Origin of the sequence: Streptomyces sp. NPDC060031, from assembly GCF_042736805.1 — a bacterium.
GTDB lineage: Bacteria > Actinomycetota > Actinomycetes > Streptomycetales > Streptomycetaceae > Streptomyces.
Genome location: NZ_JBHWVM010000088.1, coordinates 1 through 19,602, shown reverse-complemented (window position 1 = coordinate 19,602; position 19,602 = coordinate 1). Strand labels below are relative to the sequence as shown.

Here is a 19,602-nt window from a genome sequence, read left to right as displayed (position 1 = left end):
TGAACCGGTACGACCCGCAGGGGTTGAAGAGTTGATTTATCGATTTCCCGACCGCACGTCAGTGGCGGAGCGGGGCCCCGTCTCGGATCGGGTGTGACAACTTTCGCGCGTTCAGCGCTCGCGCGTGCGCGCGTAGTGGCGCGAGGCCTTCGCCCGGTTGCCGCAGGCGGCCATGGAGCACCACCGCCGGGTGCCGTTGCGCGAGGTGTCGTGGAAGCGAAGCGAGCAGGTCTCGCAGGCGCAGGTGCGGATCCGGCCGGGCGCCGAGCCCAGCAGGTCCAGGTAGTCGCGGGCGGCCGTCCAGGCCGGACCCCAGGCGGGGTCGGCGAACTCGGCCCGCTCGCCCGGCCCCTCGGGGGTCAGGGTGGCGCGGATCCGGCCGTGCTCCAGGACGGAGTCGACCAGGGAGCGGGCGCTCTCGTCGGCGGGGTCCGCGACCGCGCGGGCCAGCGCCTCGCGGGCGGTGAGCAGGTGGACGAGGGTCGCGGCGTCGGAGCGGAAGCGGCCGTCCAGCCCCGTGCTCCGCAGCCAGAGCGCGAGTCCTTCGACCCGGGTCAGCCCGAAGGCTCCGGCGAAGAGGTCGGCGGGCTCACCGTCCCGTACCCAGCGGGTGTTCAGCAGGTCGAGGGCGAGGGGCTCGCCGGTCAGCGGACGCGGGTCCGCCGTCTGTTCCGTCATCGCCGTGCTCCTTCTGTCGCCCACTAACCGTTCAAGGGTACGTGGCCGGTTGGCACCGGCTTCGCCGCTGCCGCTTCACCGGGGGAGCACGACCAGGTAGGCGGCGGGGTCGTGGTCGCCGGAAGCCGTCAGGGCGGTCCGCACGACCGCGGCCTGCTGCTCGGGCCAGTCGCGGAGCTTGCGCGGGGTGACGTGCAGGACGGTCACCCCGAGCCGTTCCAGGGTCTCGCGCTTGCGCACGGACTCCGACCACTGCTCGTCCTCGCCCTGGCGCGGGGCGCGGGTGTCGATCTCCACGGCCACGGCGTGCTCGGGCCAGTACGCGTCGACCCCGCCCAGGTGCGGTCCGCCCGGCAGGCGCAGGTCGACGTTCCAGACCGGCTCGGGCAGGTCGAAGCCCCGTACGAGCTGGTAGAGCCGGTCCTCGGCGATGGCGCGGCCCTCGGCGAGCAGCGATTCGACCGCGTCCACCACGTGCGGCCGGTTCAGCAGCCGGGCGACCGTCAGCTCCCGTACGACGGCGGCCGGTTCGCAGTGCCCGCCGCGGACGGCCTCGCTGAGCAGGCGGCGTACGGTGGTGGCGTCGGAGAGCTGGGCGACGGCGTCGGCGAGGGCCCGCGCGACGGGGGCCACGGGCAGTCCGGTGACCTCCGTCGGGCGGGGCGGGGTGTGCGCCCGGACGATCCGCACGTCCCCGGTGGACCGCAGCCGCCGCGTGTTCGGCACGAGTACGTCGATGTGGCCCAGGCCCAGCAGGGCGGGCGCGGAGGCGAACCGGTACAGCGCGAGCGCGGCCAGCCCGGTGATCATGGCCTCGTCGCCGCGCCGGCCGGCGTACAGCAGGGCGGCGTGCAGCCGCTCCTCGCTCGTCGCGGGCCCGGAGTGCAGCAGGAACACCCCGGGCAGGACCTGCTGCCAGGGCCGCCCGGCGGCTTCGGAGGCGGAGACGCCGTGCTCGCGGAGCTGCGCGAGGGAGAGCACCCGGGGGCGGGTGCCGGTGAGGTGGGCGAGGGGGAGGGGCGCGTTGTGGTTCATGACGCGGTGATTCCCTCGGACCGTGGCCCCGCTAACGCCTGTTACACGCCCGTCGACAAACTCGGACAAGCCGGGGCTAAAGTACGGGCGTTCGAATGCCGATGGGGGATCCGCTCCCGGGGCGGCGGAGCCCCGGGAGCGCAACCGCGGGACTACTCGGCGGACGCCGCCGCGTCGCAGCGCTGCGCGCGCAGGGCGCGGGCCAGGTCGTCGCGGGACTCCAGCACCAGCCGGCGCAGCGCAGGCGCGGCCGACTCGTGCGCCGCGAGCCACGCGTCCGTCGCCTCGACCGTGGACTGCGAATCCTGGAGCGACGGGTACAGCCCCCGCACCACGGTCATCGCGATCTGGATGGACCGCTCCGCCCAGACCCGCTCGATCACGGAGAAGTACCGCTCCTCGAAGGGCGCCAGCAGCTCCCGCTGCGACGGCTGCTCCATGCCCGCGACGGTCGCCTCCACCAGCGCGTTGGACAGGCTGTCCGACTCGACCACCGCCGCCCAGGCCTGGTCCTTCACCGCCGCCGACGGCCGCGCCGCCAGGCACCGCACCTGGTAGCGCTTGCCCGACGCCGTGTCGTCCCGCGACAGTTCCGCGGCCAGGACGCCCTCGTCCACCGCCCCGTGCGCGGCCAGCGGCAGCAGGAAGTCCCAGCGCAGCTCCTGGTCCACCTCGAGCCCGTCGATCCGCGCCGAACCGTCCAGCAGCCCCAGCAGCAGCTGGAAGTCGCCCTCCGTCGCCGCGCTCGCCGCGAAGAAGCGGGCCCAGGTGAGCTGGTGCTCCGAGCCCGGCTCCGCGAAGCGCAGCTCCTGGAGCGCGCACGCCGCCAGCACCCGCCCGCCCTGCTCGCGCCACTGGGGCGTCGCGTAGTGGGCGACCGCGGACAGCGCCTGCGTGTGCAGCATCTGCAGGACGCCGACGTCCGTCTCGCGGCCGGCGTGGGCCAGGACCATCGAGACGAAGTCCCGCGCCGGCATCAGCGCGTCACGCGTCAGGTTCCACAGCGCGGACCAGCACAGGGCCCGCGTCAGCGGGTCCGCCACGTCGCCCAGGTGCGTCCGCAGGGTCTGCGCCGACCTCTCGTCGAAGCGCACCTTGCAGTAGGTGAGGTCCTCGTCGTTGACCAGGACCAGGTCGGGCCGGTCCTGCCCCGCCAGCTCGGGGACCACGCTGCGCGCGCCCGCCACGTCGGCCTCGGCCCGCGCGTACCGGACCAGGGAGCCGCTCTCCAGGCGGTAGAGCCCGACCGCGACCCGGTGCGGGCGCAGCTCGTCGCCGTCCTGGACCACCGCGAGCTCGGTCACCCGTCCGCCCGCGTCACAGGTCACCACCGGGGTCAGCGAGTTCACCCCGGCCGTCTGCAGCCAGGCGCGCGACCACTCGGCCATGTCCCGGCCGGAGACCTCCCCGAGCACCGACAGCAGGTCGTCCAGCGTCGTGTTCCCGTACGCGTTGGCCTTGAAGTACCGCCGCGAGCCCTCCAGGAACGCGTCCCGCCCGACGTACGCGACGAGCTGCTTGAGCACCGCCGCGCCCTTGGCGTACGTGATCCCGTCGAAGTTCAGCTTCGCGGCCTCGATGTCCGGGATGTCCGCCGTGATCGGGTGCGTGGAGGGCAGCTGGTCGGCGCGGTAGGCCCACGCCTTGCGGTTGTTGGCGAAGGTGACCCACGCCTGGTCGAAGCGGGTCGCCTCGACCAGTGCGAAGGAGCCCATGAAGTCCGCGAAGGACTCCTTCAGCCACAGGTCGTCCCACCACTGCATGGTGACCAGGTCGCCGAACCACATGTGCGCCATCTCGTGCAGGATCGTGTTCGCGCGCCGCTCGTACGAGGCCTGCGTGACCTTCCCGCGGAAGATGTACTCCTCCCGGAAGGTCACCATCCCCGGGTTCTCCATCGCGCCCAGGTTGTACTCCGGCACGAAGGCCTGGTCGTACTTGCCGAAGGGGTACGGGTAGTCGAACAGCTCGTGGAAGAGGTCGAAGCCCTGCTTGGTGACGAGGAAGACGTCGTCCGCGTCGAAGTGCTTCGCGAGCCCCTTGCGGCACATCGCACCCAGCGGGATGGTCAGGTCCCCGCGCGTGTAGGTGTCCGTCACGTAGTGGTACGGCCCCGCCACCACGCAGGTGATGTACGTGGAGATGGGCGCGGTCTCGGCGAAGCGCCGGGTCTCGCCCTCGCGGGACTCCTCGACCCCGTTGCTCCACACCTGCCAGCCCTCGGGCGCCGTCACCTCGACGCGGTAGGGCGCCTTCAGGTCAGGCTGCTCGAAGTTCGCGTACACCCGCCGGGCGTCGGCCGGCTCGTACTGGGTGTAGAGGTAGACCTCCCCGTCCTCGGGGTCCACGAAGCGGTGCATGCCCTCGCCGGTGCGGCTGTACGCGCAGTTCGCGTCCACCACGAGGAGGTTCTCGGCGGCCAGCCCGTCCAGGGCGATCCGCGAGCCGTCGAAGACGACGGCCGGGTCCAGCTCGCGCCCGTTGAGCGTGACGCTGTTGACCGAGGGGGCGACCAGGTCGACGAAGGTGGCGGGGGCGGTGGCCCGGAAGCGGATCTTCGTCACGGAGCGGAAGGTACGGGGGCCTTCGGCCGGTTCGGCCTCGTCCACCGCGGACCTCAGGTCGAGGAGGAGCTCGTAGCCGTCGACGGACAGCGACTCGGCCCGCTCGCGCGCCTCGTCACGGGACAGACTCTTGCCGGGCACATGTACTCCTCGGTGTGATCGCGAATCCTGACCTCACCGAATCCTGCCATGGGGAATGCGGCCGGAGGCGGGCTGGTTGCGCAGGAGGAACGCTTCGACTTGAGGAGAGACATGGCCGACACCCAGGTGCGCGAGAAGACCCCGGTCGATTTCTGGTTCGACCCCCTCTGCCCCTGGGCCTGGATGACGTCCCGCTGGATGCTGGAGGTCGAGAAGGTCCGCGACGTCGAGGTCCGCTGGCACGTCATGAGCCTCGCCGTGCTGAACGAGAACAAGCTGGAGGAGCTGCCCGAGCGCTACCGCGAGCTGCTCGGCCCCAAGGGCTGGGCTCCCGTGCGCGTGGTCGTCGCCGCCCAGCAGAAGTTCGGTGACGAGATCACCGGCAAGCTCTACACCGCACTCGGCACCCGTTTCCACAACGACGGCCAGGGCCCGACCCGCGAGGCGATCGCCGACGCGCTGGCCGAGGTGGACCTGCCCGCCGAGCTGATCCACTACGCCGACTCCGACGAGTACGACGAGGTGCTGCGCGCCTCCCACAACGACGGCATCGACCGCGTCGGCCAGGAGGTCGGCACCCCGGTCATCTCCGTGCCCGGAGCCGATGGCGCCGAGGTGGCCTTCTTCGGCCCGGTGGTCACCCCGGCCCCGCGCGGCGAGGCCGCCGCCCGGCTGTGGGACGGCACCCTGATGGTCGCCTCCATCCCCGGCTTCTACGAGATCAAGCGCACCCGCACCCAGGACCCGTCCTTCGAGTAGTCCGGTGGACGCGCACGACGCGGAAGACCCCCGCGAGTCATGTCCTCGCGGGGGTCTTCCGGTGGGAACGCCCGCACGCGAAGGCTGAGAAGACGATCACGAGGCGGACGGCTTTCGGGCGGTGATCAGCCCTTGACGGGGATCAGCAGCGGGGTGTTCGCCTTGGCGTCGGCGTAGCGCTTGGCCACGTCCTGCCAGTTGACGACGTTCCACATGGCCTCGATGAAGTCCACCTTCTGGTTCTTGTACTGCAAGTAGAAGGCGTGCTCCCAGGCGTCGAAGACGAGGACCGGCACGGAGGCCTGGCCGACGTTGCCCTGGTGGTCGTAGACCTGCTCCACGATCAGGCGGCCGCTGATGGGCTCGTACGCCAGCACGCCCCAGCCGGAGCCCTGCGTCGCGGAGGCCGCGAAGGTCAGCTGCTTCTTGAACTTGGCGAAGGAGCCGAAGGACCCGGTGAGCGCGTCGGCCAGGTCGCCCAGGCCGTCCGCCGCGGTGGGCTCGCCGCCGCCCTCGCCAGTCTTCGGGCTGGCCATGTTGTGCCAGTAGATGCTGTGCAGGATGTGGCCGGAGAGGTGGAACGCGAGGTTCTTCTCCAGGCCGTTCAGCGCGCCCCAGTTCTCCTTGTCGCGCGCCTCCTCCAACTGCTCCAGCGTGGAGTTGGCACCGGCGACGTAGGCCGCGTGGTGCTTGTCGTGGTGGAGCTCGATGATCTCTGGGTTGATCACCGGCTCCAGCGCCGCGTAGTCGTAAGGAAGCTCGGGAAGCGTGTAGATGGCCATGCGTGTGTCCGGTCCCCTCAGCGTGCCGACTGCTTATTGCAAGTAATGCGCAACTGCACGCTAATAGTATCTATTCCGGTCGCCGGCGCTGCATCACGTATCCGGTCACGGCGAGGGCGGCCGTCAGCCCGCCGGTGAAGACCACCTGGACCCGCGTGTCCTGGTCGAGGGCCATCAGCAGCAGCACACCGGCGACCGCGGCCAGCGCCACCCAGGTCAGGTACGGGAAGCCCCACATCTTCACGACCAGCTTCTGCGGTGCCTCGCGCTCCAGGCGGCGGCGCAGCAGGAACTGCGAGACGGCGATGAAGCCCCAGACGACGAGGATGACGCCGCCGACCATGTTGAGCAGCCAGGCGAAGAGGGTGTCCGGGTACCAGAACGACAGCAGCACGGTGACGAATCCGAAGCCCGAGGAGAGCAGCACCGCGCGGCGCGGCACCCCGCCGCTGACCTTGGCCAGTGCCTTGGGGCCCTGGCCGCGGGAGACGAGGGAGTAGGCCATGCGCGAGGCGCCGTAGATGTTGGCGTTCATCGCGGAGAGCAGGGCGATGAGGATGACCACGTTCATGACCTGGCCGGCGTGCGGGATGCCCAGGTGGTCAAGGGTGGCCGCGTACGGGCCGGCCTCGGTCACCGCCGGGTCGTTCCACGGCAGCAGGGTGACGATCGCCAGCATGGAACCGATGTAGACCACCGCGATCCGCCACATGGTGGTCTTCACGGCCGTGGCCACGCCCTTGACGGGATCGTCGGACTCGGCTGCCGCGATGGTCACCGTCTCCAGGCCGCCGTACGCGACCACGGAGGCGAGCAGGCCCACCAGCAGGCCCTCCATGCCGTTGGGCAGGAAGCCGCCGTCGTGCAGCAGATTGGCGGTGCCGGGGGACGCGGTGCCGGGCAGCAGGCCCAGGACGGCCAGGACGCCCAGGCCCAGGAAGAGGGCGATGGCACCGATCTTGAGGGCGGCGAACCAGAACTCGAACTCGCCGAAGTGGGAGACGGCGCCCAGGTTGCTCCCGGTGAAGACCATCATGAAGAGCAGCACCCACATCCAGGCGGGGGTGCCGGGGAACCAGCCGGTCATGATGTGCGCGGCGCCGATGGCCTCGATGGCGACGCCCACGCACAGCAGCGTCCAGAACATCCAGCCCGCCGTGAAGCCCGCCCAGGGGCCGACGGCCCGTTCCGCGTGCACCGAGAAGGAGCCGGAGGCGGGGTTGGCGGCGGACATCTCGCCGAGCATCCGCATCACGAACATCACGAGCAGGCCGGACGCGGCGTACGCGATGACGATCGAGGGACCGGCGGCCGCGATGCCGGCGCCGGAGCCCACGAAGAGTCCGGCGCCGATGACCCCGCCGAGGCCGATCATCGAGAGGTGGCGCTGCTTGAGTCCGTTGCCGAGGGGGGATCCGGCTCCGGACTGCGGCGCCTGGGATTCGGGGGGTGTGAGGGTGCGCTGGCTCATGCGGGCAAGTCTGCCTACCGTCCGATAATCGGACGGATCTTGTCCATGATCCGGACACCGGACTCACTGCCCGTGATCCCTCTCGTACGAGAGACCCGTCAGGCGGCCCGGCGGGCCCGGATCTCGCGCACGCCCGCCACCACCAGCACCGCCGCGGCCGCGCCGGAGGACCACAGCAGCTGCGGCCGGGCCGAGTCGTCGAACAGCATCAGCACCAGCACCACCGCCATCCCGATCAGCGCCGCCCACGTCGCGTACGGGAACAGCCACATCGGCAGCGTCAGCCGCTCGGGCATGTCCCGCTCGATCCTGGAGCGCAGCCGCAGCTGCGAGACGGCGATCAGCGCCCACACGAACAGCAGCACCGCGCCGACCGCGTTGAGCATGTAGAGGAAGATCGTGTCCGGCCACAGCAGGTTCAGCACCACCGACACGAACCCGAAGGCCACCGACGCGAACACCGCCCGGCGCGGCACACCGCTGCCCGAGACCTTCAGCAGCGCGCCCGGCGCCTCGCCCCGCTCGGCCAGCGAGAACACGATGCGCGAGGAGCCGTAGAGGTTCGCGTTCAGCGCCGACAGCAGCGCCACGAACACCACGATGTTCATGATCTGGCCGGCCGCCGGGATGCCGATGGAGTCCAGGACGGCGACGTACGGGCTCTCGCCCGGCTCGAGCGAGTCCCACGGCAGCAGGGTCACGATGACCAGCATCGAGCCGACGTAGAAGAAGAGGATGCGCCACACGGCGCTGCGCACCGCGCGGGCCACGGACCGGGCCGGGTCGTCGGACTCGGCGGCCGCGATGGTGACGACCTCCAGACCGCCGAAGGCGAACACGACCGCGAGCATGCCGGCGACCACGCCGCCCATGCCCTGCGGGAAGAAGCCCCCGTGGCCGCTCAGGTTGGCCATGCCGATCGGATCCGTGTCGGGCAGCAGGCCGAAGATCGCCAGGGTCCCCAGGATCAGGAACAGCACGATCGCGCCGATCTTGAGGGCGGCGAACCAGAACTCGAACTCCCCGAAATTGCGCACCGCGGCCAGGTTGGTCACGGTGAAGACCACCATGAAGATCAGCACCCACACCCACTGGTCGACCGCGGGCAGCCAGCCGTTCGCGATCTTCGCGGCGCCGGTCGCCTCCACGGCGAGCACCACGACCAGCAGGAACCAGTACAGCCAGCCCGCCGAGAAACCGGCCCAGCGCCCCAAGGCCTTCTCCGCGTACACCGAGAAGGAGCCGGAGGCGGGCATCGCGGCCGACATCTCGCCGAGCATCCGCATCACCAGCATCGCGAGCACGCCCGCGAGCAGGTACGAGCAGATGATCGCGGGGCCGGCGATGCCGATGCCGGCGCCGGAGCCGACGAAGAGCCCGGCGCCGATCACGCCGCCGAGGCCCAGCATGGTCAGGTGACGCTGCTTGAGGCCGTGGCTCAGGGGCTCCGGGGAATCCGCGGGCGGGCCGCCCGCGGTGACGTTCGGATCGGGCAGGTGGTCACGCATGAGGGGGATGCTCGTACTCTCGGTCGGCCAAGCGGCGCTGGGGGCTGCACAAGGGATTGGCGGGAACCTACAGTCTCTCTGGAGGACGCCCGCGGGAGCAAAAAGGACGTGTCTTCGAATGTGGCCCGTGATACGGATCACTTCAACTCAGGTGTAAGTCCGGCTCTTTGTCCGGTCCCCACCAAACCGGGGAGTACGGCTTTGTCCCGGGCGACGGTGGGGCGGCGGCGTGCTCCGCACTAACGTCGGTGATCGTCCCGTCACCCACCACCTCGCGGAGCCCCCGATGAGCACTGCTTCCGTCTCCTTCCGGCCCGGCGCCGTCCTCGCCGACCTGCTGCCCGCGAGCCGCGTCCGCGACATCGCGCTCGTCGCCGGCGGAGCCGCACTCACCGGCCTGGCCGCGCAGATCGCGGTGCCCGTCCCCGGCTCGCCGGTCCCCGTCACCGGGCAGACCTTCGCGGCCCTGCTGGTGGGCACCGCCTTCGGCGCCCGGCGCGGCTTCCTCTCGCTCGCCCTGTACGCCCTCGTCGGCATGGCCGGAGTGCCGTGGTTCGCGGGCGGCACCTCCGGCGCGGGCGGCGCCTCCTTCGGCTACGTGCTCGGCATGCTGCTGGCCGCCACCCTCGTCGGCGCCCTCGCGCGGCGCGGCGCCGACCGCTCGGTGCCGCGTACGGCGGGCACGATGGTGCTCGGCTCGGCCGTCATCTACGCGGTGGGCGTGCCCTACCTGATGGCCGCCACCGGGATGTCGGCGAGCGCGGCCGTCGCGGCGGGCCTGACCCCGTTCCTGATCGGCGACGCGCTCAAGGCCGCGCTGGCGATGGGCGTGCTGCCGGCCGCCTGGAAGCTGGTGGGCCGCCGCGGCTGACACACCCCCGCGTCATGCGGCAGCCCCGGACCGCGAGCGGCGGTCCGGGGCTGCTGTCGTCCGTACGGGACTGGCGTGACGGGACTAGGCGCGCGCTGCGGCCTTGCGGCGGACGTCGCGCACCACGCCGATGACCAGCACGACGGCCGCCACCAGCAGGGAGAGCAGGACCGTCTCGCGGTTGTCCTTGTCGTAGACCATGTAGCCCAGGACGAAGGTGATCATCGCGGCGGTGGCCCAGGTCAGGTACGGGAAGAGCCACATCTTGACGGTCAGCTTCTCCGGCGCCTCGCGCACCAGGATCTTGCGCATCCGCAGCTGGGTCAGGCAGATGACCAGCCACACGAAGAGCGCGATGGCGCCCGACGAGTTCAGCAGGAAGTTGAAGACGGTGTCCTTGTAGGCGTAGTTGAAGTAGACGGCGACGAAGCCGAAGACCACGGACCCCAGGATGGCGGCCGTCGGAACGCCCCGCTTGCTCACCTTGGCGAAGGCCTTCGGGGCGTCACCGCGCTCACCCAGCGAGAACGCCATGCGGGAGGCGGTGTAGAGGCCCGAGTTCAGGCAGGACAGCACGGCCGTCAGGACGATCACGTTCATGATCTGGCCGGCGTGCGCGATGCCGATCGAGTCCAGGGCGGCGACGTACGAGCCCTTGTCGACGATCGACTTGTCGTTCCACGGCAGCAGGGTGAGCACGATGAAGATCGAGCCCAGGTAGAAGACGCCGATCCGCCAGATCACCGAGTTGGTGGCCTTGGTGACCGCGCGGCGCGGGTCCTCGGACTCGCCGGCGGCCAGGGTGACGATCTCGCTGCCCATGAAGGAGAAGACGACCATCAGCACACCGGTGAGGACCGAGCCCCAGCCGTTCGGCATGAATCCGCCGGCGTCGGTGAGGTGCGCGAAGCCCGCGCCCGGGTTGTCCGAGCCCGGCAGTACGCCGAAGACGGCGAGCATGCCGATGATCACGAACGCGCCGATGGCGACGACCTTGATGCCCGCGAACCAGAACTCGAACTCGCCGTAGGAGGCGACGGAGCCGAGGTTCGTGACGGTCAGCACGGCCATCACGATCAGCGCCCAGGCCCACTGCGGGACGGCCGGAACCCAGCCTTCGAGGATCACGGCGCCCGCGGTGGCCTCCACGGCCAGGACGACGACCCAGAAGAACCAGTACAGCCAGCCGATGGAGAAGCCGGCCCAGCGGCCGAGCGCACGGTCGGCGTAGGCGGAGAAGGAGCCCGAGTTCGGGCTGGCGGCGGCCATCTCGCCGAGCATCCGCATCACGAAGACGACCATCGCGCCGACCAGCGCGTAGGAGATCAGGATGGCGGGGCCGGTCTTGGCTATACCGCCACCGGAGCCGACGAACAGGCCGGCGCCGATGACACCGCCGATGGCGATCATGGACAGGTGGCGGTTCTTGAGACCGGCCTTCAAACCGTCGGAGGGCTGGGGCGAACCGGGTTCACCGGTCGGGTCGCCTGCCTTCTGAAGGGTCGTCGTGGAGCTCATGGACGGATCCTTAGGTTCTCGGATTGCGAGCCCCGGCATTCAAACCTGAGATGAACGCAAGGCGGAAGACCCCAATCCGGATCGTTGCGTAGGGGCGAACGTCCAGGACCTTGGTCCGCGGTGTCCCATCTGCGTTCTTTGGGTTTACTTGAGCTTTAGAAGTGACTTACGCGACACCCGCTGCGGGCCGCCGGGGCCGCTCGTGCCACACTCGAACCATGCGCGTGTACCTCGGATCCGACCATGCCGGCTTTGAGCTCAAGAACCACCTGGTGGACTGGCTCAAGAACAACGGCCACGAGCCCGTCGACTGCGGGCCCCACATCTACGACGCGGTGGACGACTACCCGCCGTTCTGCCTGCGGGCCGCGGAGAAGACCGCCGCTGACGCCGACAGCCTCGGCATCGTGATCGGCGGCTCCGGCAACGGCGAGCAGATCGCCGCGAACAAGGTCAAGGGCATCCGCGCCATCCTCGCGTGGAGCGTCCAGACCGCCGAGCTGGGCCGCGAGCACAACAACGCCAACGTCATCTCCGTCGGCGGCCGCATGCACACAGAGGACGAGGTCGTCAGCTTCGTCGACGCCTTCCTGAAGACCCCGTACTCCGACGAGGAGCGCCACACCCGCCGCATCGACATGCTCTCGGCGTACGAGCAGACCGGCGAGCTCCCCCCGATCCCGGCCCACCACCCGCAGGGCTGACCCCGCCGGGCCGTGTCTCCGGGATCCCCCGGGGGCACGGCCGTTTTCGTGTTCAAGGAGTACAGCCGTGCCCGAGGGGCATACGATCCACCGCCTCGCCGAGGACCACCTGCACCGGTTCGCCGGTCGGGAGGTCGCCGTCAGCAGCCCCCAGGGCCGGTTCGCCGAGAGCGCGGCCCTGCTCGACGGGCGGATCCTGGACGGGGTCGACGCCCACGGCAAGCACCTCTTCCTGGGCTTCCAGGGCAGCGGCTGGATCCACATCCACCTCGGGCTCTTCGGCAAGTACGCCCTCGGCCCCGCGCCGGCCCCGCCGGCCACCGACACCGTCCGGCTGCGGCTGGCCAACGACGACGGGTACTCGGACCTGCGCGGCCCGACCACCTGCGCGTGGATCACGGACGAGGAGAAGCGGGCCGTGAGCGACCGGCTCGGCCCGGACCCGCTGCGGGGCGGCGACGACCCGGAGCGCGCCTGGGCGCGGATCTCGCGCTCCCGCACCACCATCGCCGCCCTGCTCATGGACCAGAAGATCGTCGCGGGCGTCGGCAACGTCTATCGCGCCGAGGTCCTCTTCCGCCACGGCATCGACCCGTACCGGCTCGGCAAGGACCTCGCGCGCGGCGAATGGGACGCGATGTGGGCGGACCTGGCCGCGCTGATGCGCGAGGGCGTACGGAACAACCGCATCGACACCGTCCGCGACGAGCACCTGCCCGAGGCCATGGGCCGCCCGCCGCGGGTGGACGACCACGGCGGCGAGGTGTACGTCTACCGACGGGCGAACATGCCCTGCCACATCTGCGGGGGCGAGATCCGCACCGCCGGTCTCGCCGCCCGCAACCTCTTCTGGTGCCCGGGCTGCCAGAAGCGCTAGCGCCGGCCCCGCCCGCCCCGCCTAGAACCCGTGCGGGAGCCAGGGAGCCACGTCGCCCGCGAAGGCGCGCGAGGCCTCCGCCACCGCCCCGGGGCGCAGCTCGCGCACGCGGCCAGCTGCCGCCAGGGAGGTGAGGGTGACCCCGCCCAGGTACGCGGAGCCGAGCTCGCGCACCGGCAGCTCCAGCTCCGCCGGCGCGTCCGTACGCGTACAGGAGACCCGGCCCCCGGCGTCGGCCGCGAGCCGCCAGCGGCCCTCGTTCCACGGGCAGAAGGCGTCCTCGACCTGGATGACCACGTCCAGCGGGGTCCCGTACGCCCGGGCCTCCAGCGCCGCGGGCAGGTCCACCAGCCGCACGTGCAGCGCGTCGCGCTGCCGGGCCTGGGTCCGCCGGATGTCGCTGACCAGGTGCAGCACCGGATCGTCCACGGGCCGCCCGTACGCCTGCACCCACCAGGTCAGGTCGATGTCGAAGAAGTACCGCCACAGCGCCGCGTACGCCGCCGGATCCAGCGCCTCCACCTGCTGGACCCGGACCTTGCCGTCCGAACCGGTCTGCTCCCAGTCCGCCTTGACCCGGTAGCGGGCGTACCCGACGACCTCGCCGTCCGGCCCCTCGGCCACCACGCACTTCAGCGGGGAGGCGCCCTCCCGCATGGCCGCGGGGTCCAGCAGCCCCAGCAGCTCCCAGCCCGGCTGGCGGGCCGGCATCCCGGGGCGCCGGGTGACGAGCTCGGCGTACACCCGCTCGCAGTCGGCCAGCGCCTTCTGCGGATCGACGAGCCGCAGCCGTACGTCCTCGGTCCCCGGCGGCACGGAGAGCGCCACCCGGGTGGTGTCGATGTCGACGGCCATCGCGTACGCCGCGGTGCCGTAGCCGAAGCGCCCGTAGATCGCCGGATCCGAGGCCGTCAGCACGGCGATCGGTTCGCCACCCGCCCGGATGTCGTCCAATTGGCGGCGCATCATCGAGGTCAGCACCCCGCGCCGGCGGTGGGTGGGGGAGACGCCCACCATGGTGACCCCGGCGGCCGGGACCAGCGCGCCGCCCGGCACCGAGAGGCGGAAGGAGAACGCGCCGGCGGAGCCCACACAGGTTTCGCCGTCCCAGACCCCGAGAGAACGTTCCGTCTCGGTCAGCGACTTGTAGAGTTTCCGCTCCGCGGGAGACTCGGGCACGCCGCCGAACGCCAGTTCCAGGTGGTCGTACCAGACATCCCACTCATCAGCTTGCAATTCACGCATCTCAAGAGCCATACGGCCATCCCTATCAGGGCATTCCGTCCCGGTCGAAGCCTTTTCCGCCGCCGATGGACCCCCGGTGCGGGGGTACCCCTGCGCGCTCACAGCGAGGATGGATAGGGTCCCGGACAATGGCCGGAGCACGTGTGGAACCCCTTCTGGCCCGGGCGCGCAAGCTGTCGCACCGGGCCCGCACCGCCCTGCGCAAATCCGCCGTCGACTACTTCCGCGGAGACGCCTCCGACTGGCTCGCCTTCGCCGGCCTGCTGCTGACCATCCCGGCCATCGCCTGCGGCACGCTGATGCTGCCCGTCTGGTTCTCGCCCGCCGCGCTCGTCCTGCCGATCGTCGCCGGCGGCCTGCTGCTGCGGCCCGCCAGCCTGCTCGCCCTGTACGCGGCCTCCGCCGCGGCCCTCATCGTCGAGGCCCTCGTCCTCGGCCCGTACACCCAGGGGCCCGCCCGGGTCACCCCCGGCACCGTGCTGGTCGTCGCCGCCTGCGGGTTCTTCGGACTGGTCATCGCACAGTTCCGCAGCCGCGTCGGCGTGCCCTGGCGGCGCGGCGGAACCATGCTCTTCGACCTGCGCGAACGGATCCGGGTGCAGAGCAAGCTGCCCGCCCTGCCGCGCGGCTGGCACCGCGAGATGGCCCTGCGCCCGGCCGGCGGCCAGTCCTTCTCCGGCGACTTCGTGGTGGCGGCCCGCACGAACGGCGGCCGGACCCTGGAGATCGTGCTGACCGACGTCTCCGGCAAGGGCATGGAGGCGGGCTCCCGGGCCCTGCTGCTCTCGGGCGCCTTCGGCGGCCTGCTCGGCGCACTGCCCCCGCACGGCTTCCTGCCCGCCGCCAACGGCTACCTGCTCCGCCAGGACTGGGACGAGGGCTTCGCCACCTCCATCCACCTCGTCCTGGACCTGGAGACCGGCGACTACGAACTCCTCTCCGCCGGCCACCTCCCCGCCCTCCAGCTCTCGGCCGGAACCGGCCGCTGGCAGGAGAAGTCGGGCGAGGGCCCGCTGCTCGGCGTCTACGACGGCGCCGAGTTCGAACCCGCCCGCGGAAACCTGCGGCGCGGCGACGTCCTGATGCTGTTCACGGACGGCCTCGTCGAGACGGCTGACCGCGACATCAGCGAGGGCATCGACCGCCTCACCGGCGAAGCCGACCGCTACGTGGCCGCCGGCTGGGACGGCGCGGCCTGGCACCTGATCGAAAAGGTCGCCAAGGACGTCAACGACGACCGCGCCCTCCTCCTCATCCGCCGCTCGGCCTGAGCCCCTCCCCAGCCCGCGAGGTGGGGTTTTCCCCACCGTCGACCGGCCAGCTCCCGCCATGGCCCGGGCCTCCCGGCGATCCGTAGCGTCGAAGGCACGGTCAACACATGGCCGGCGGACGCGAAAGGCGGCACATCATGGGGTTCCTGCGGAGCAAGCGGCGCGGCGATGGAACGGGGGAGCGGTACGGCTCCACCGCCGCCGTCGAGCTGCGCGGTGTCCGGCGGCAGTACGGGCGGGGGGCCGGAGCCGTGCACGCGCTGCGCGGGATCGACCTCAGCCTGCCGCGCGGCAGCTTCACCGCCGTGATGGGCCCCTCCGGCTCCGGCAAGTCCACGTTCCTGCAGTGCGCCGCAGGACTCGACCTGCCCACCGGGGGCTCCGTCCGCCTCGGCGGCACCGAGATCACCGGCATGAACGAGAACCAGCTCACCGAACTGCGCCGCAGCCGCCTCGGCTTCGTCTTCCAGGCCTTCAACCTGCTGCCCTCGCTCACCGTCGAACAGAACGTGCTGCTCCCGATGCGCCTCGCGGGCGGCCGCCAGGACCGGGACCGGGCGGCCGACCTGCTCGCCCGCGTCGGCCTGGCGGGCAAGGGCCGGCGCCGCCCCGCCGAACTCTCCGGCGGCCAGCAGCAGCGCGTCGCCATCGCCCGCGCCCTCGTCACCCGGCCCGACGTCGTCTTCGCCGACGAGCCCACCGGCGCCCTCGACACCACCACCGCCGCGGAGGTCCTCGGCCTGCTCCGGGACGCCGTCGACTCGCTGCACGCCACCGTCGTCATGGTCACCCACGACCCGGTCGCCGCCGCCCACGCCGACCAGGTGCTCTTCCTCGCCGACGGCCTGATCGCGGACCGGCTGCCGCGCAGCTCCGCCACGGCCATCGCCGCCCGCATGACGACGCTCACCGCCCGCCCGGCCGCCTCCTGCGCGGGAGTGGCCGCCTGATGTTCCCGCGCCCCAACGGCCTGGCGCGCGCGGCGGTGCGCTTTCGCCCCGCCGCGTTCGTCGGCACCTTCGTCGCCCTGCTCATGACCGTCGCCATCGTCTCCGCCTGCGGAATCCTGCTCGAGAGCGGAGTGCGGGCGAGCGTCCCGCCGACCCGGTACGCCGAGGCCCCCGTCGTCGTCGCCGCCGACCAGCAGGCCCGCCTGCGGGTGGGCAGCGGCGAGGGCGAGTACGAGACCTATGCGCGGGTCCCGGAGCAGGCCCGGGTCGACGCCGCGCTGCTGGACCGGCTGGCCCCGCTGGGGCGGGCGGTGCCGGACGTGGTGTTCCCCGTACGGGAGGGCGACGGCCGCACCCTCGACGCGTACGGCTGGGGCTCCACCGCCTTCAGCGGTACGGAGCTCAGCGCCGGCCGGGCTCCGGCCGCCCCGGGCGAAATCGTCCTGGGCGGCGACCCGGGCACCCGGCAGGTACGGCTGGACACCCCGGTCGGGAAGCGGGAGTTCCGGGTCGTGGGCCACACGGCCGGGCCCGGCGTCTGGTTCTCCGACGCCGAGGCCCGCGCCCTGTCGGGGCACCCCGACACCCTCGACGCCATCGTGCTGTTCGGCGCCGACCCCGCGAAGGCGCGGGAGGTCCTGGACGGCCGGGCCCGGGTGCTGACCGGCTCCGACCGCAGCGTGGATCCCCGACTGGACGGCGCCAAGGAGCTGCTGGCCGGCCTCGGCGGCTCGTTCGGCGGCATCGCCACCCTCGTCGCCGTCTTCACCGCTGCCGGGACCGTCGCGCTCTCCGTCGGGCAGCGCTCCCGCGAGTACGCACTGCTGCGCGCGATCGGCGCCACCCCGCGCCAGATCCGCCGTACGGTCGCCACCGAAGCCCTGCTCGTCGCGCCGGTCGCGGGCGCGCTGGGCTGCGTACCCGGCATCGCCCTCGCCTCCTGGTGGTTCGGCCGGCTCCAGGCCAAGGGCGCGATCCCGGACGGGGTCGAACTGTCCGTCTCCTGGATCCCCTTGGTCAGCGCCGCCGGCATCGGCCTCGTCTCGGCCCTGCTCGCCGGCTGGGCCGCCGCCCGCCGGCCCGCCCGCATCCGCCCCGGCCTGGCCCTCGCCGCGGCCGCCGTGGAACGCCTGCGCCCGGGCTGGATCCGTACCCCGCTGGGGCTCGCCGCCCTGGCCGGCGGCGCCGCCTGCGCGGGCCTGGCCGCCACCGCCACCGGCGAGGACGCCGCCAATGCCGCGCTCGGCGTCGTCATGCTCTTCATGCTGGCCGTGGCCCTGCTCGGCCCGCTGATCGCCCGCGCCTGCGCCGCCGTGATCGGACTCCCGCTGCGCGCCGGCGGCGCCTCCGGCTCACTGGCAGCCGCCAACTCCCGCGCCCACGCCCGCCGGCTGGCCTCCGCGATCACCCCGATCGTCCTCGCCATGGCCTTCTCCTCGACGCTGGTCTTCCTGCACACCAGCGAGGACCGGGCCGTACGCCAGCAGCAGCAGGCGGGCTTGCTCGCCGACCACGTCATCGCGGACCCGTCCTCGGATGCGGTGGCGAGCGGCGCCGGAGTCGCCGTCACCCGCGGCTCCGTCCTCGTGGTGGCCGGCACGGGCGGCGACCGCTCGCTGCGGTCGGCCTCGGCCCAGGGCGTGACCGGCGACCTCGCCGCCGTCCAGGACCTTGGCGTCCGCGAGGGCTCGCTCGCACGCCTCGCCCCCGGAACCGTGGCCGTCGACCGCACCCTGGCCGACGCCTCGCACGCCTCGGTCGGCGACCGCATGGACCTGCGCATGCCCGACGGCACCCGGACCACCCCCGAGATCGTGGCGGTCTACACCCGGGGCCTCGGCCTCGGCGAGATCACCTTCCCGGCGGCCGACCTGAACCCCCACACCACCGCGGGCCGGGCCACCGAACTCCTGGTCCGCGGCCCGCTGCCGGCCGGCCTCGGCCCCGCGGTGTCCGCCTCGGCCTGGACCGCGGAGCGGAGCCTGGACCGGGAGCTCAACGCCTGGGCCAACACCACGATGGCGGCCGTCCTCGGCGGCTTCGCGGCCGTCGCCGCCGCCAACACCCTGGTCATGACCGTCCTGGACCGCCGCCGCGAACTGCACATGCTGCGCCTCGTCGGCTCCACCCGCCGCCAGGTGCTGCGCATGCTCCGCTGGGAGGCCCTGCTGGTCGGCTGCGCGGGCATCGGCCTGGGCTCGGCGATCGCCCTGGCGACACTGATCCCGCTGACCAACGCGGTCACGGGCACCTCCCCGTACGTCCCGCCCCTCGTGTACGGCTCCTTCGCGGCCGCCGCGCTGGCCCTGGCCCTGACGTCCACCACCCTCCCGGCCCGCCGGGCCCTGCGGATGCGGGGGTAGGGCGGGGGCGGGGCGGCGCCCCGGGTCAGCGCCGGACGGCCACCCAGGGGCCGACCCCGAGCTTCCCGGTGTTGCCGAGGTCGATGGAGTGCGTGAGCACCAGGGTCTGCCGGGGCGCGCCGGGCCGGGGCCCGATGTCCAGCACCCAGCCCTCCGCGGCCGGCACGGCCGAGTCGGTGACGAGGTTGCGCCACAGCAGCCCCACCGACGCGGCCTGCCCGGGCTGGAGCGTCACCTGCTCCGGAGCGGAGTCGAGACCGCTGCCGGTGGAGATGCCGTTCGACCCGTGCCCGACGGCGACTTCCACCGGCCGGCGCTGCTTGTCGAGCACGCGCACGTCCGGGTAGCCGTCCAGTACGTAGGGCTGCGCACCGCAGTTGACCAGCTGCACGTCCGCCACCCGCAGCCCCATCGCCGCGTTCCCGCTCCCTTCGAGGACCCGCACCCCGCCCTCGGGACACTCCTCCCCACCCGTCGCGCTCACCCCGGCACTCGGCTTCGCCGACGCCTTCGGCCCCTTCCCGGACGCGTCCGCGTCCGCGTCCGCCGTCGCCCCCGACACGGCTCGCGGCGCAGGTGGCACGTCACACCCCGCCAACACCCCCACCAACGCCAAAACCCCGCCAACTCCCCGCACCCACACCCTCGTCACCATCCCCCGACCCTACGACCCCCACCCCCACGCCCACCGCCCGCGGGCGCTTCGGGAGCCCGACCCCGCCGGGCGCGCTGCGGGGGACCTCGGGCGGCCGACCCGGTTCCGGGTGCCGCATCCCCGGCTCCGCCGGGCGGTGGCCCGGGGCGGGCCGGCCCGGCGCGTTGCGGGGTGTCCCAAGGGCCCGACCCGCCGCGGGGCGTGCTGCGC

16 protein-coding genes are annotated in these 19,602 nt (G+C 72.3%); 7 read left to right on the top strand and 9 right to left on the bottom strand.

From position 1 onward, the window contains the following. Positions 1 to 111 precede the first annotated feature (111 nt). The 3 genes from ACFWB8_RS29805 to pepN form a co-directional block, all read right to left on the bottom strand. The gene (locus tag ACFWB8_RS29805) at positions 112 to 678 is read right to left on the bottom strand and encodes a CGNR zinc finger domain-containing protein (RefSeq protein ID WP_385233851.1); all 567 of its coding nucleotides are present in this window, start codon (positions 676 to 678) and stop codon (positions 112 to 114) included. 75 nt (positions 679 to 753) lie between these two features. Then, on the bottom strand, positions 754 to 1,713 hold the full coding sequence (locus tag ACFWB8_RS29800; protein ID WP_385233848.1) for a hypothetical protein: 960 nt from the start codon (positions 1,711 to 1,713) through the stop codon (positions 754 to 756). A gap of 152 nt (positions 1,714 to 1,865) precedes the next feature. After that, positions 1,866 to 4,418, bottom strand: coding sequence for an aminopeptidase N (pepN, locus tag ACFWB8_RS29795; protein WP_385233845.1), 2,553 nt, complete (start codon positions 4,416 to 4,418; stop codon positions 1,866 to 1,868). Positions 4,419 to 4,529: 111 nt separating this feature from the next. On the opposite strand from pepN, the gene ACFWB8_RS29790 reads away from it, so the two are divergent. Then, positions 4,530 to 5,177 carry a DsbA family protein gene (locus tag ACFWB8_RS29790; RefSeq protein ID WP_385233842.1) on the top strand — a complete coding sequence of 216 codons (648 nt, stop codon included), beginning with the start codon at positions 4,530 to 4,532 and terminating at the stop codon, positions 5,175 to 5,177. 125 nt (positions 5,178 to 5,302) lie between these two features. Here ACFWB8_RS29790 and ACFWB8_RS29785 read toward each other — a convergent pair whose 3' ends face one another. The 3 genes from ACFWB8_RS29785 to ACFWB8_RS29775 form a co-directional block, all read right to left on the bottom strand. Then, complete coding sequence (locus ACFWB8_RS29785; RefSeq protein ID WP_385233839.1) at positions 5,303 to 5,959, bottom strand: superoxide dismutase; 657 nt, start codon at positions 5,957 to 5,959, stop codon at positions 5,303 to 5,305. A 70-nt stretch (positions 5,960 to 6,029) separates the two neighbouring features. Further along, positions 6,030 to 7,430, bottom strand: a complete 1,401-nt coding sequence (locus tag ACFWB8_RS29780) for an amino acid permease (protein ID WP_385233836.1) — start codon at positions 7,428 to 7,430, stop codon at positions 6,030 to 6,032. A 98-nt stretch (positions 7,431 to 7,528) separates the two neighbouring features. Further along, positions 7,529 to 8,938, bottom strand: coding sequence for an amino acid permease (locus ACFWB8_RS29775; RefSeq protein ID WP_385233834.1), 1,410 nt, complete (start codon positions 8,936 to 8,938; stop codon positions 7,529 to 7,531). Positions 8,939 to 9,224: 286 nt separating this feature from the next. Here ACFWB8_RS29775 and ACFWB8_RS29770 point away from each other — a divergent pair, with 286 nt between their 5' ends. After that, on the top strand, positions 9,225 to 9,809 hold the full coding sequence (locus ACFWB8_RS29770) for a biotin transporter BioY (protein ID WP_385233831.1): 585 nt from the start codon (positions 9,225 to 9,227) through the stop codon (positions 9,807 to 9,809). An 84-nt stretch (positions 9,810 to 9,893) separates the two neighbouring features. On the opposite strand, the gene ACFWB8_RS29765 is transcribed toward ACFWB8_RS29770, so the two are convergent. Beyond that, a complete protein-coding gene (locus tag ACFWB8_RS29765; protein WP_385233828.1) occupies positions 9,894 to 11,327 on the bottom strand; it encodes an amino acid permease in 1,434 nt (477 codons plus the stop codon). Between the two features lie 218 nt (positions 11,328 to 11,545). On the opposite strand from ACFWB8_RS29765, the gene ACFWB8_RS29760 reads away from it, so the two are divergent. After that, positions 11,546 to 12,031, top strand: coding sequence for a ribose-5-phosphate isomerase (locus tag ACFWB8_RS29760; protein WP_267753748.1), 486 nt, complete (start codon positions 11,546 to 11,548; stop codon positions 12,029 to 12,031). A gap of 67 nt (positions 12,032 to 12,098) precedes the next feature. Then, complete coding sequence (locus ACFWB8_RS29755) at positions 12,099 to 12,908, top strand: Fpg/Nei family DNA glycosylase (protein WP_385233824.1); 810 nt, start codon at positions 12,099 to 12,101, stop codon at positions 12,906 to 12,908. Positions 12,909 to 12,929: 21 nt separating this feature from the next. On the opposite strand, the gene ACFWB8_RS29750 is transcribed toward ACFWB8_RS29755, so the two are convergent. Beyond that, entirely contained in the window at positions 12,930 to 14,165 is a 1,236-nt protein-coding gene (locus ACFWB8_RS29750) for a GNAT family N-acetyltransferase (RefSeq protein ID WP_385233821.1), read from the bottom strand. Positions 14,166 to 14,281: 116 nt separating this feature from the next. Between ACFWB8_RS29750 and ACFWB8_RS29745 the strand changes: the two genes are divergently transcribed. The 3 genes from ACFWB8_RS29745 (at position 14,282) to ACFWB8_RS29735 (ending at position 18,737) form a co-directional block, all read left to right on the top strand. Then, complete coding sequence (locus ACFWB8_RS29745) at positions 14,282 to 15,424, top strand: PP2C family protein-serine/threonine phosphatase (RefSeq protein WP_385233818.1); 1,143 nt, start codon at positions 14,282 to 14,284, stop codon at positions 15,422 to 15,424. A gap of 137 nt (positions 15,425 to 15,561) precedes the next feature. Next, the gene (locus tag ACFWB8_RS29740) at positions 15,562 to 16,374 is read left to right on the top strand and encodes an ABC transporter ATP-binding protein (protein ID WP_385233815.1); all 813 of its coding nucleotides are present in this window, start codon (positions 15,562 to 15,564) and stop codon (positions 16,372 to 16,374) included. Further along, positions 16,374 to 18,737, top strand: a complete 2,364-nt coding sequence (locus tag ACFWB8_RS29735) for an ABC transporter permease (protein ID WP_385233813.1) — start codon at positions 16,374 to 16,376, stop codon at positions 18,735 to 18,737. Before ACFWB8_RS29740 ends, ACFWB8_RS29735 begins: the two co-directional genes overlap by 1 nt. 25 nt (positions 18,738 to 18,762) lie before the next feature. On the opposite strand, the gene ACFWB8_RS29730 is transcribed toward ACFWB8_RS29735, so the two are convergent. Next, a complete protein-coding gene (locus tag ACFWB8_RS29730; protein ID WP_385233809.1) occupies positions 18,763 to 19,221 on the bottom strand; it encodes a DUF4232 domain-containing protein in 459 nt (152 codons plus the stop codon). Between the last annotated feature and the right edge of the window lie 381 nt (positions 19,222 to 19,602).

Bases quoted from the DNA above. Each gene is read 5' to 3' on its own strand.
- ACFWB8_RS29805 (WP_385233851.1), bottom strand. From the start codon at position 678: ATGACGGAACAGACGGCGGACCCGCGTCCGCTGACCGGCGAGCCCCTC.
- ACFWB8_RS29800 (WP_385233848.1), bottom strand. From the start codon at position 1,713: ATGAACCACAACGCGCCCCTCCCCCTCGCCCACCTCACCGGCACCCGC.
- ACFWB8_RS29790 (WP_385233842.1), top strand. From the start codon at position 4,530: ATGGCCGACACCCAGGTGCGCGAGAAGACCCCGGTCGATTTCTGGTTC.
- ACFWB8_RS29785 (WP_385233839.1), bottom strand. From the start codon at position 5,959: ATGGCCATCTACACGCTTCCCGAGCTTCCTTACGACTACGCGGCGCTG.
- ACFWB8_RS29780 (WP_385233836.1), bottom strand. From the start codon at position 7,430: ATGAGCCAGCGCACCCTCACACCCCCCGAATCCCAGGCGCCGCAGTCC.
- ACFWB8_RS29775 (WP_385233834.1), bottom strand. From the start codon at position 8,938: ATGCGTGACCACCTGCCCGATCCGAACGTCACCGCGGGCGGCCCGCCC.
- ACFWB8_RS29770 (WP_385233831.1), top strand. From the start codon at position 9,225: ATGAGCACTGCTTCCGTCTCCTTCCGGCCCGGCGCCGTCCTCGCCGAC.
- ACFWB8_RS29765 (WP_385233828.1), bottom strand. From the start codon at position 11,327: ATGAGCTCCACGACGACCCTTCAGAAGGCAGGCGACCCGACCGGTGAA.
- ACFWB8_RS29760 (WP_267753748.1), top strand. From the start codon at position 11,546: ATGCGCGTGTACCTCGGATCCGACCATGCCGGCTTTGAGCTCAAGAAC.
- ACFWB8_RS29750 (WP_385233821.1), bottom strand. From the start codon at position 14,165: ATGGCTCTTGAGATGCGTGAATTGCAAGCTGATGAGTGGGATGTCTGG.
- ACFWB8_RS29745 (WP_385233818.1), top strand. From the start codon at position 14,282: ATGGCCGGAGCACGTGTGGAACCCCTTCTGGCCCGGGCGCGCAAGCTG.
- ACFWB8_RS29740 (WP_385233815.1), top strand. From the start codon at position 15,562: ATGGGGTTCCTGCGGAGCAAGCGGCGCGGCGATGGAACGGGGGAGCGG.
- ACFWB8_RS29735 (WP_385233813.1), top strand. From the start codon at position 16,374: ATGTTCCCGCGCCCCAACGGCCTGGCGCGCGCGGCGGTGCGCTTTCGC.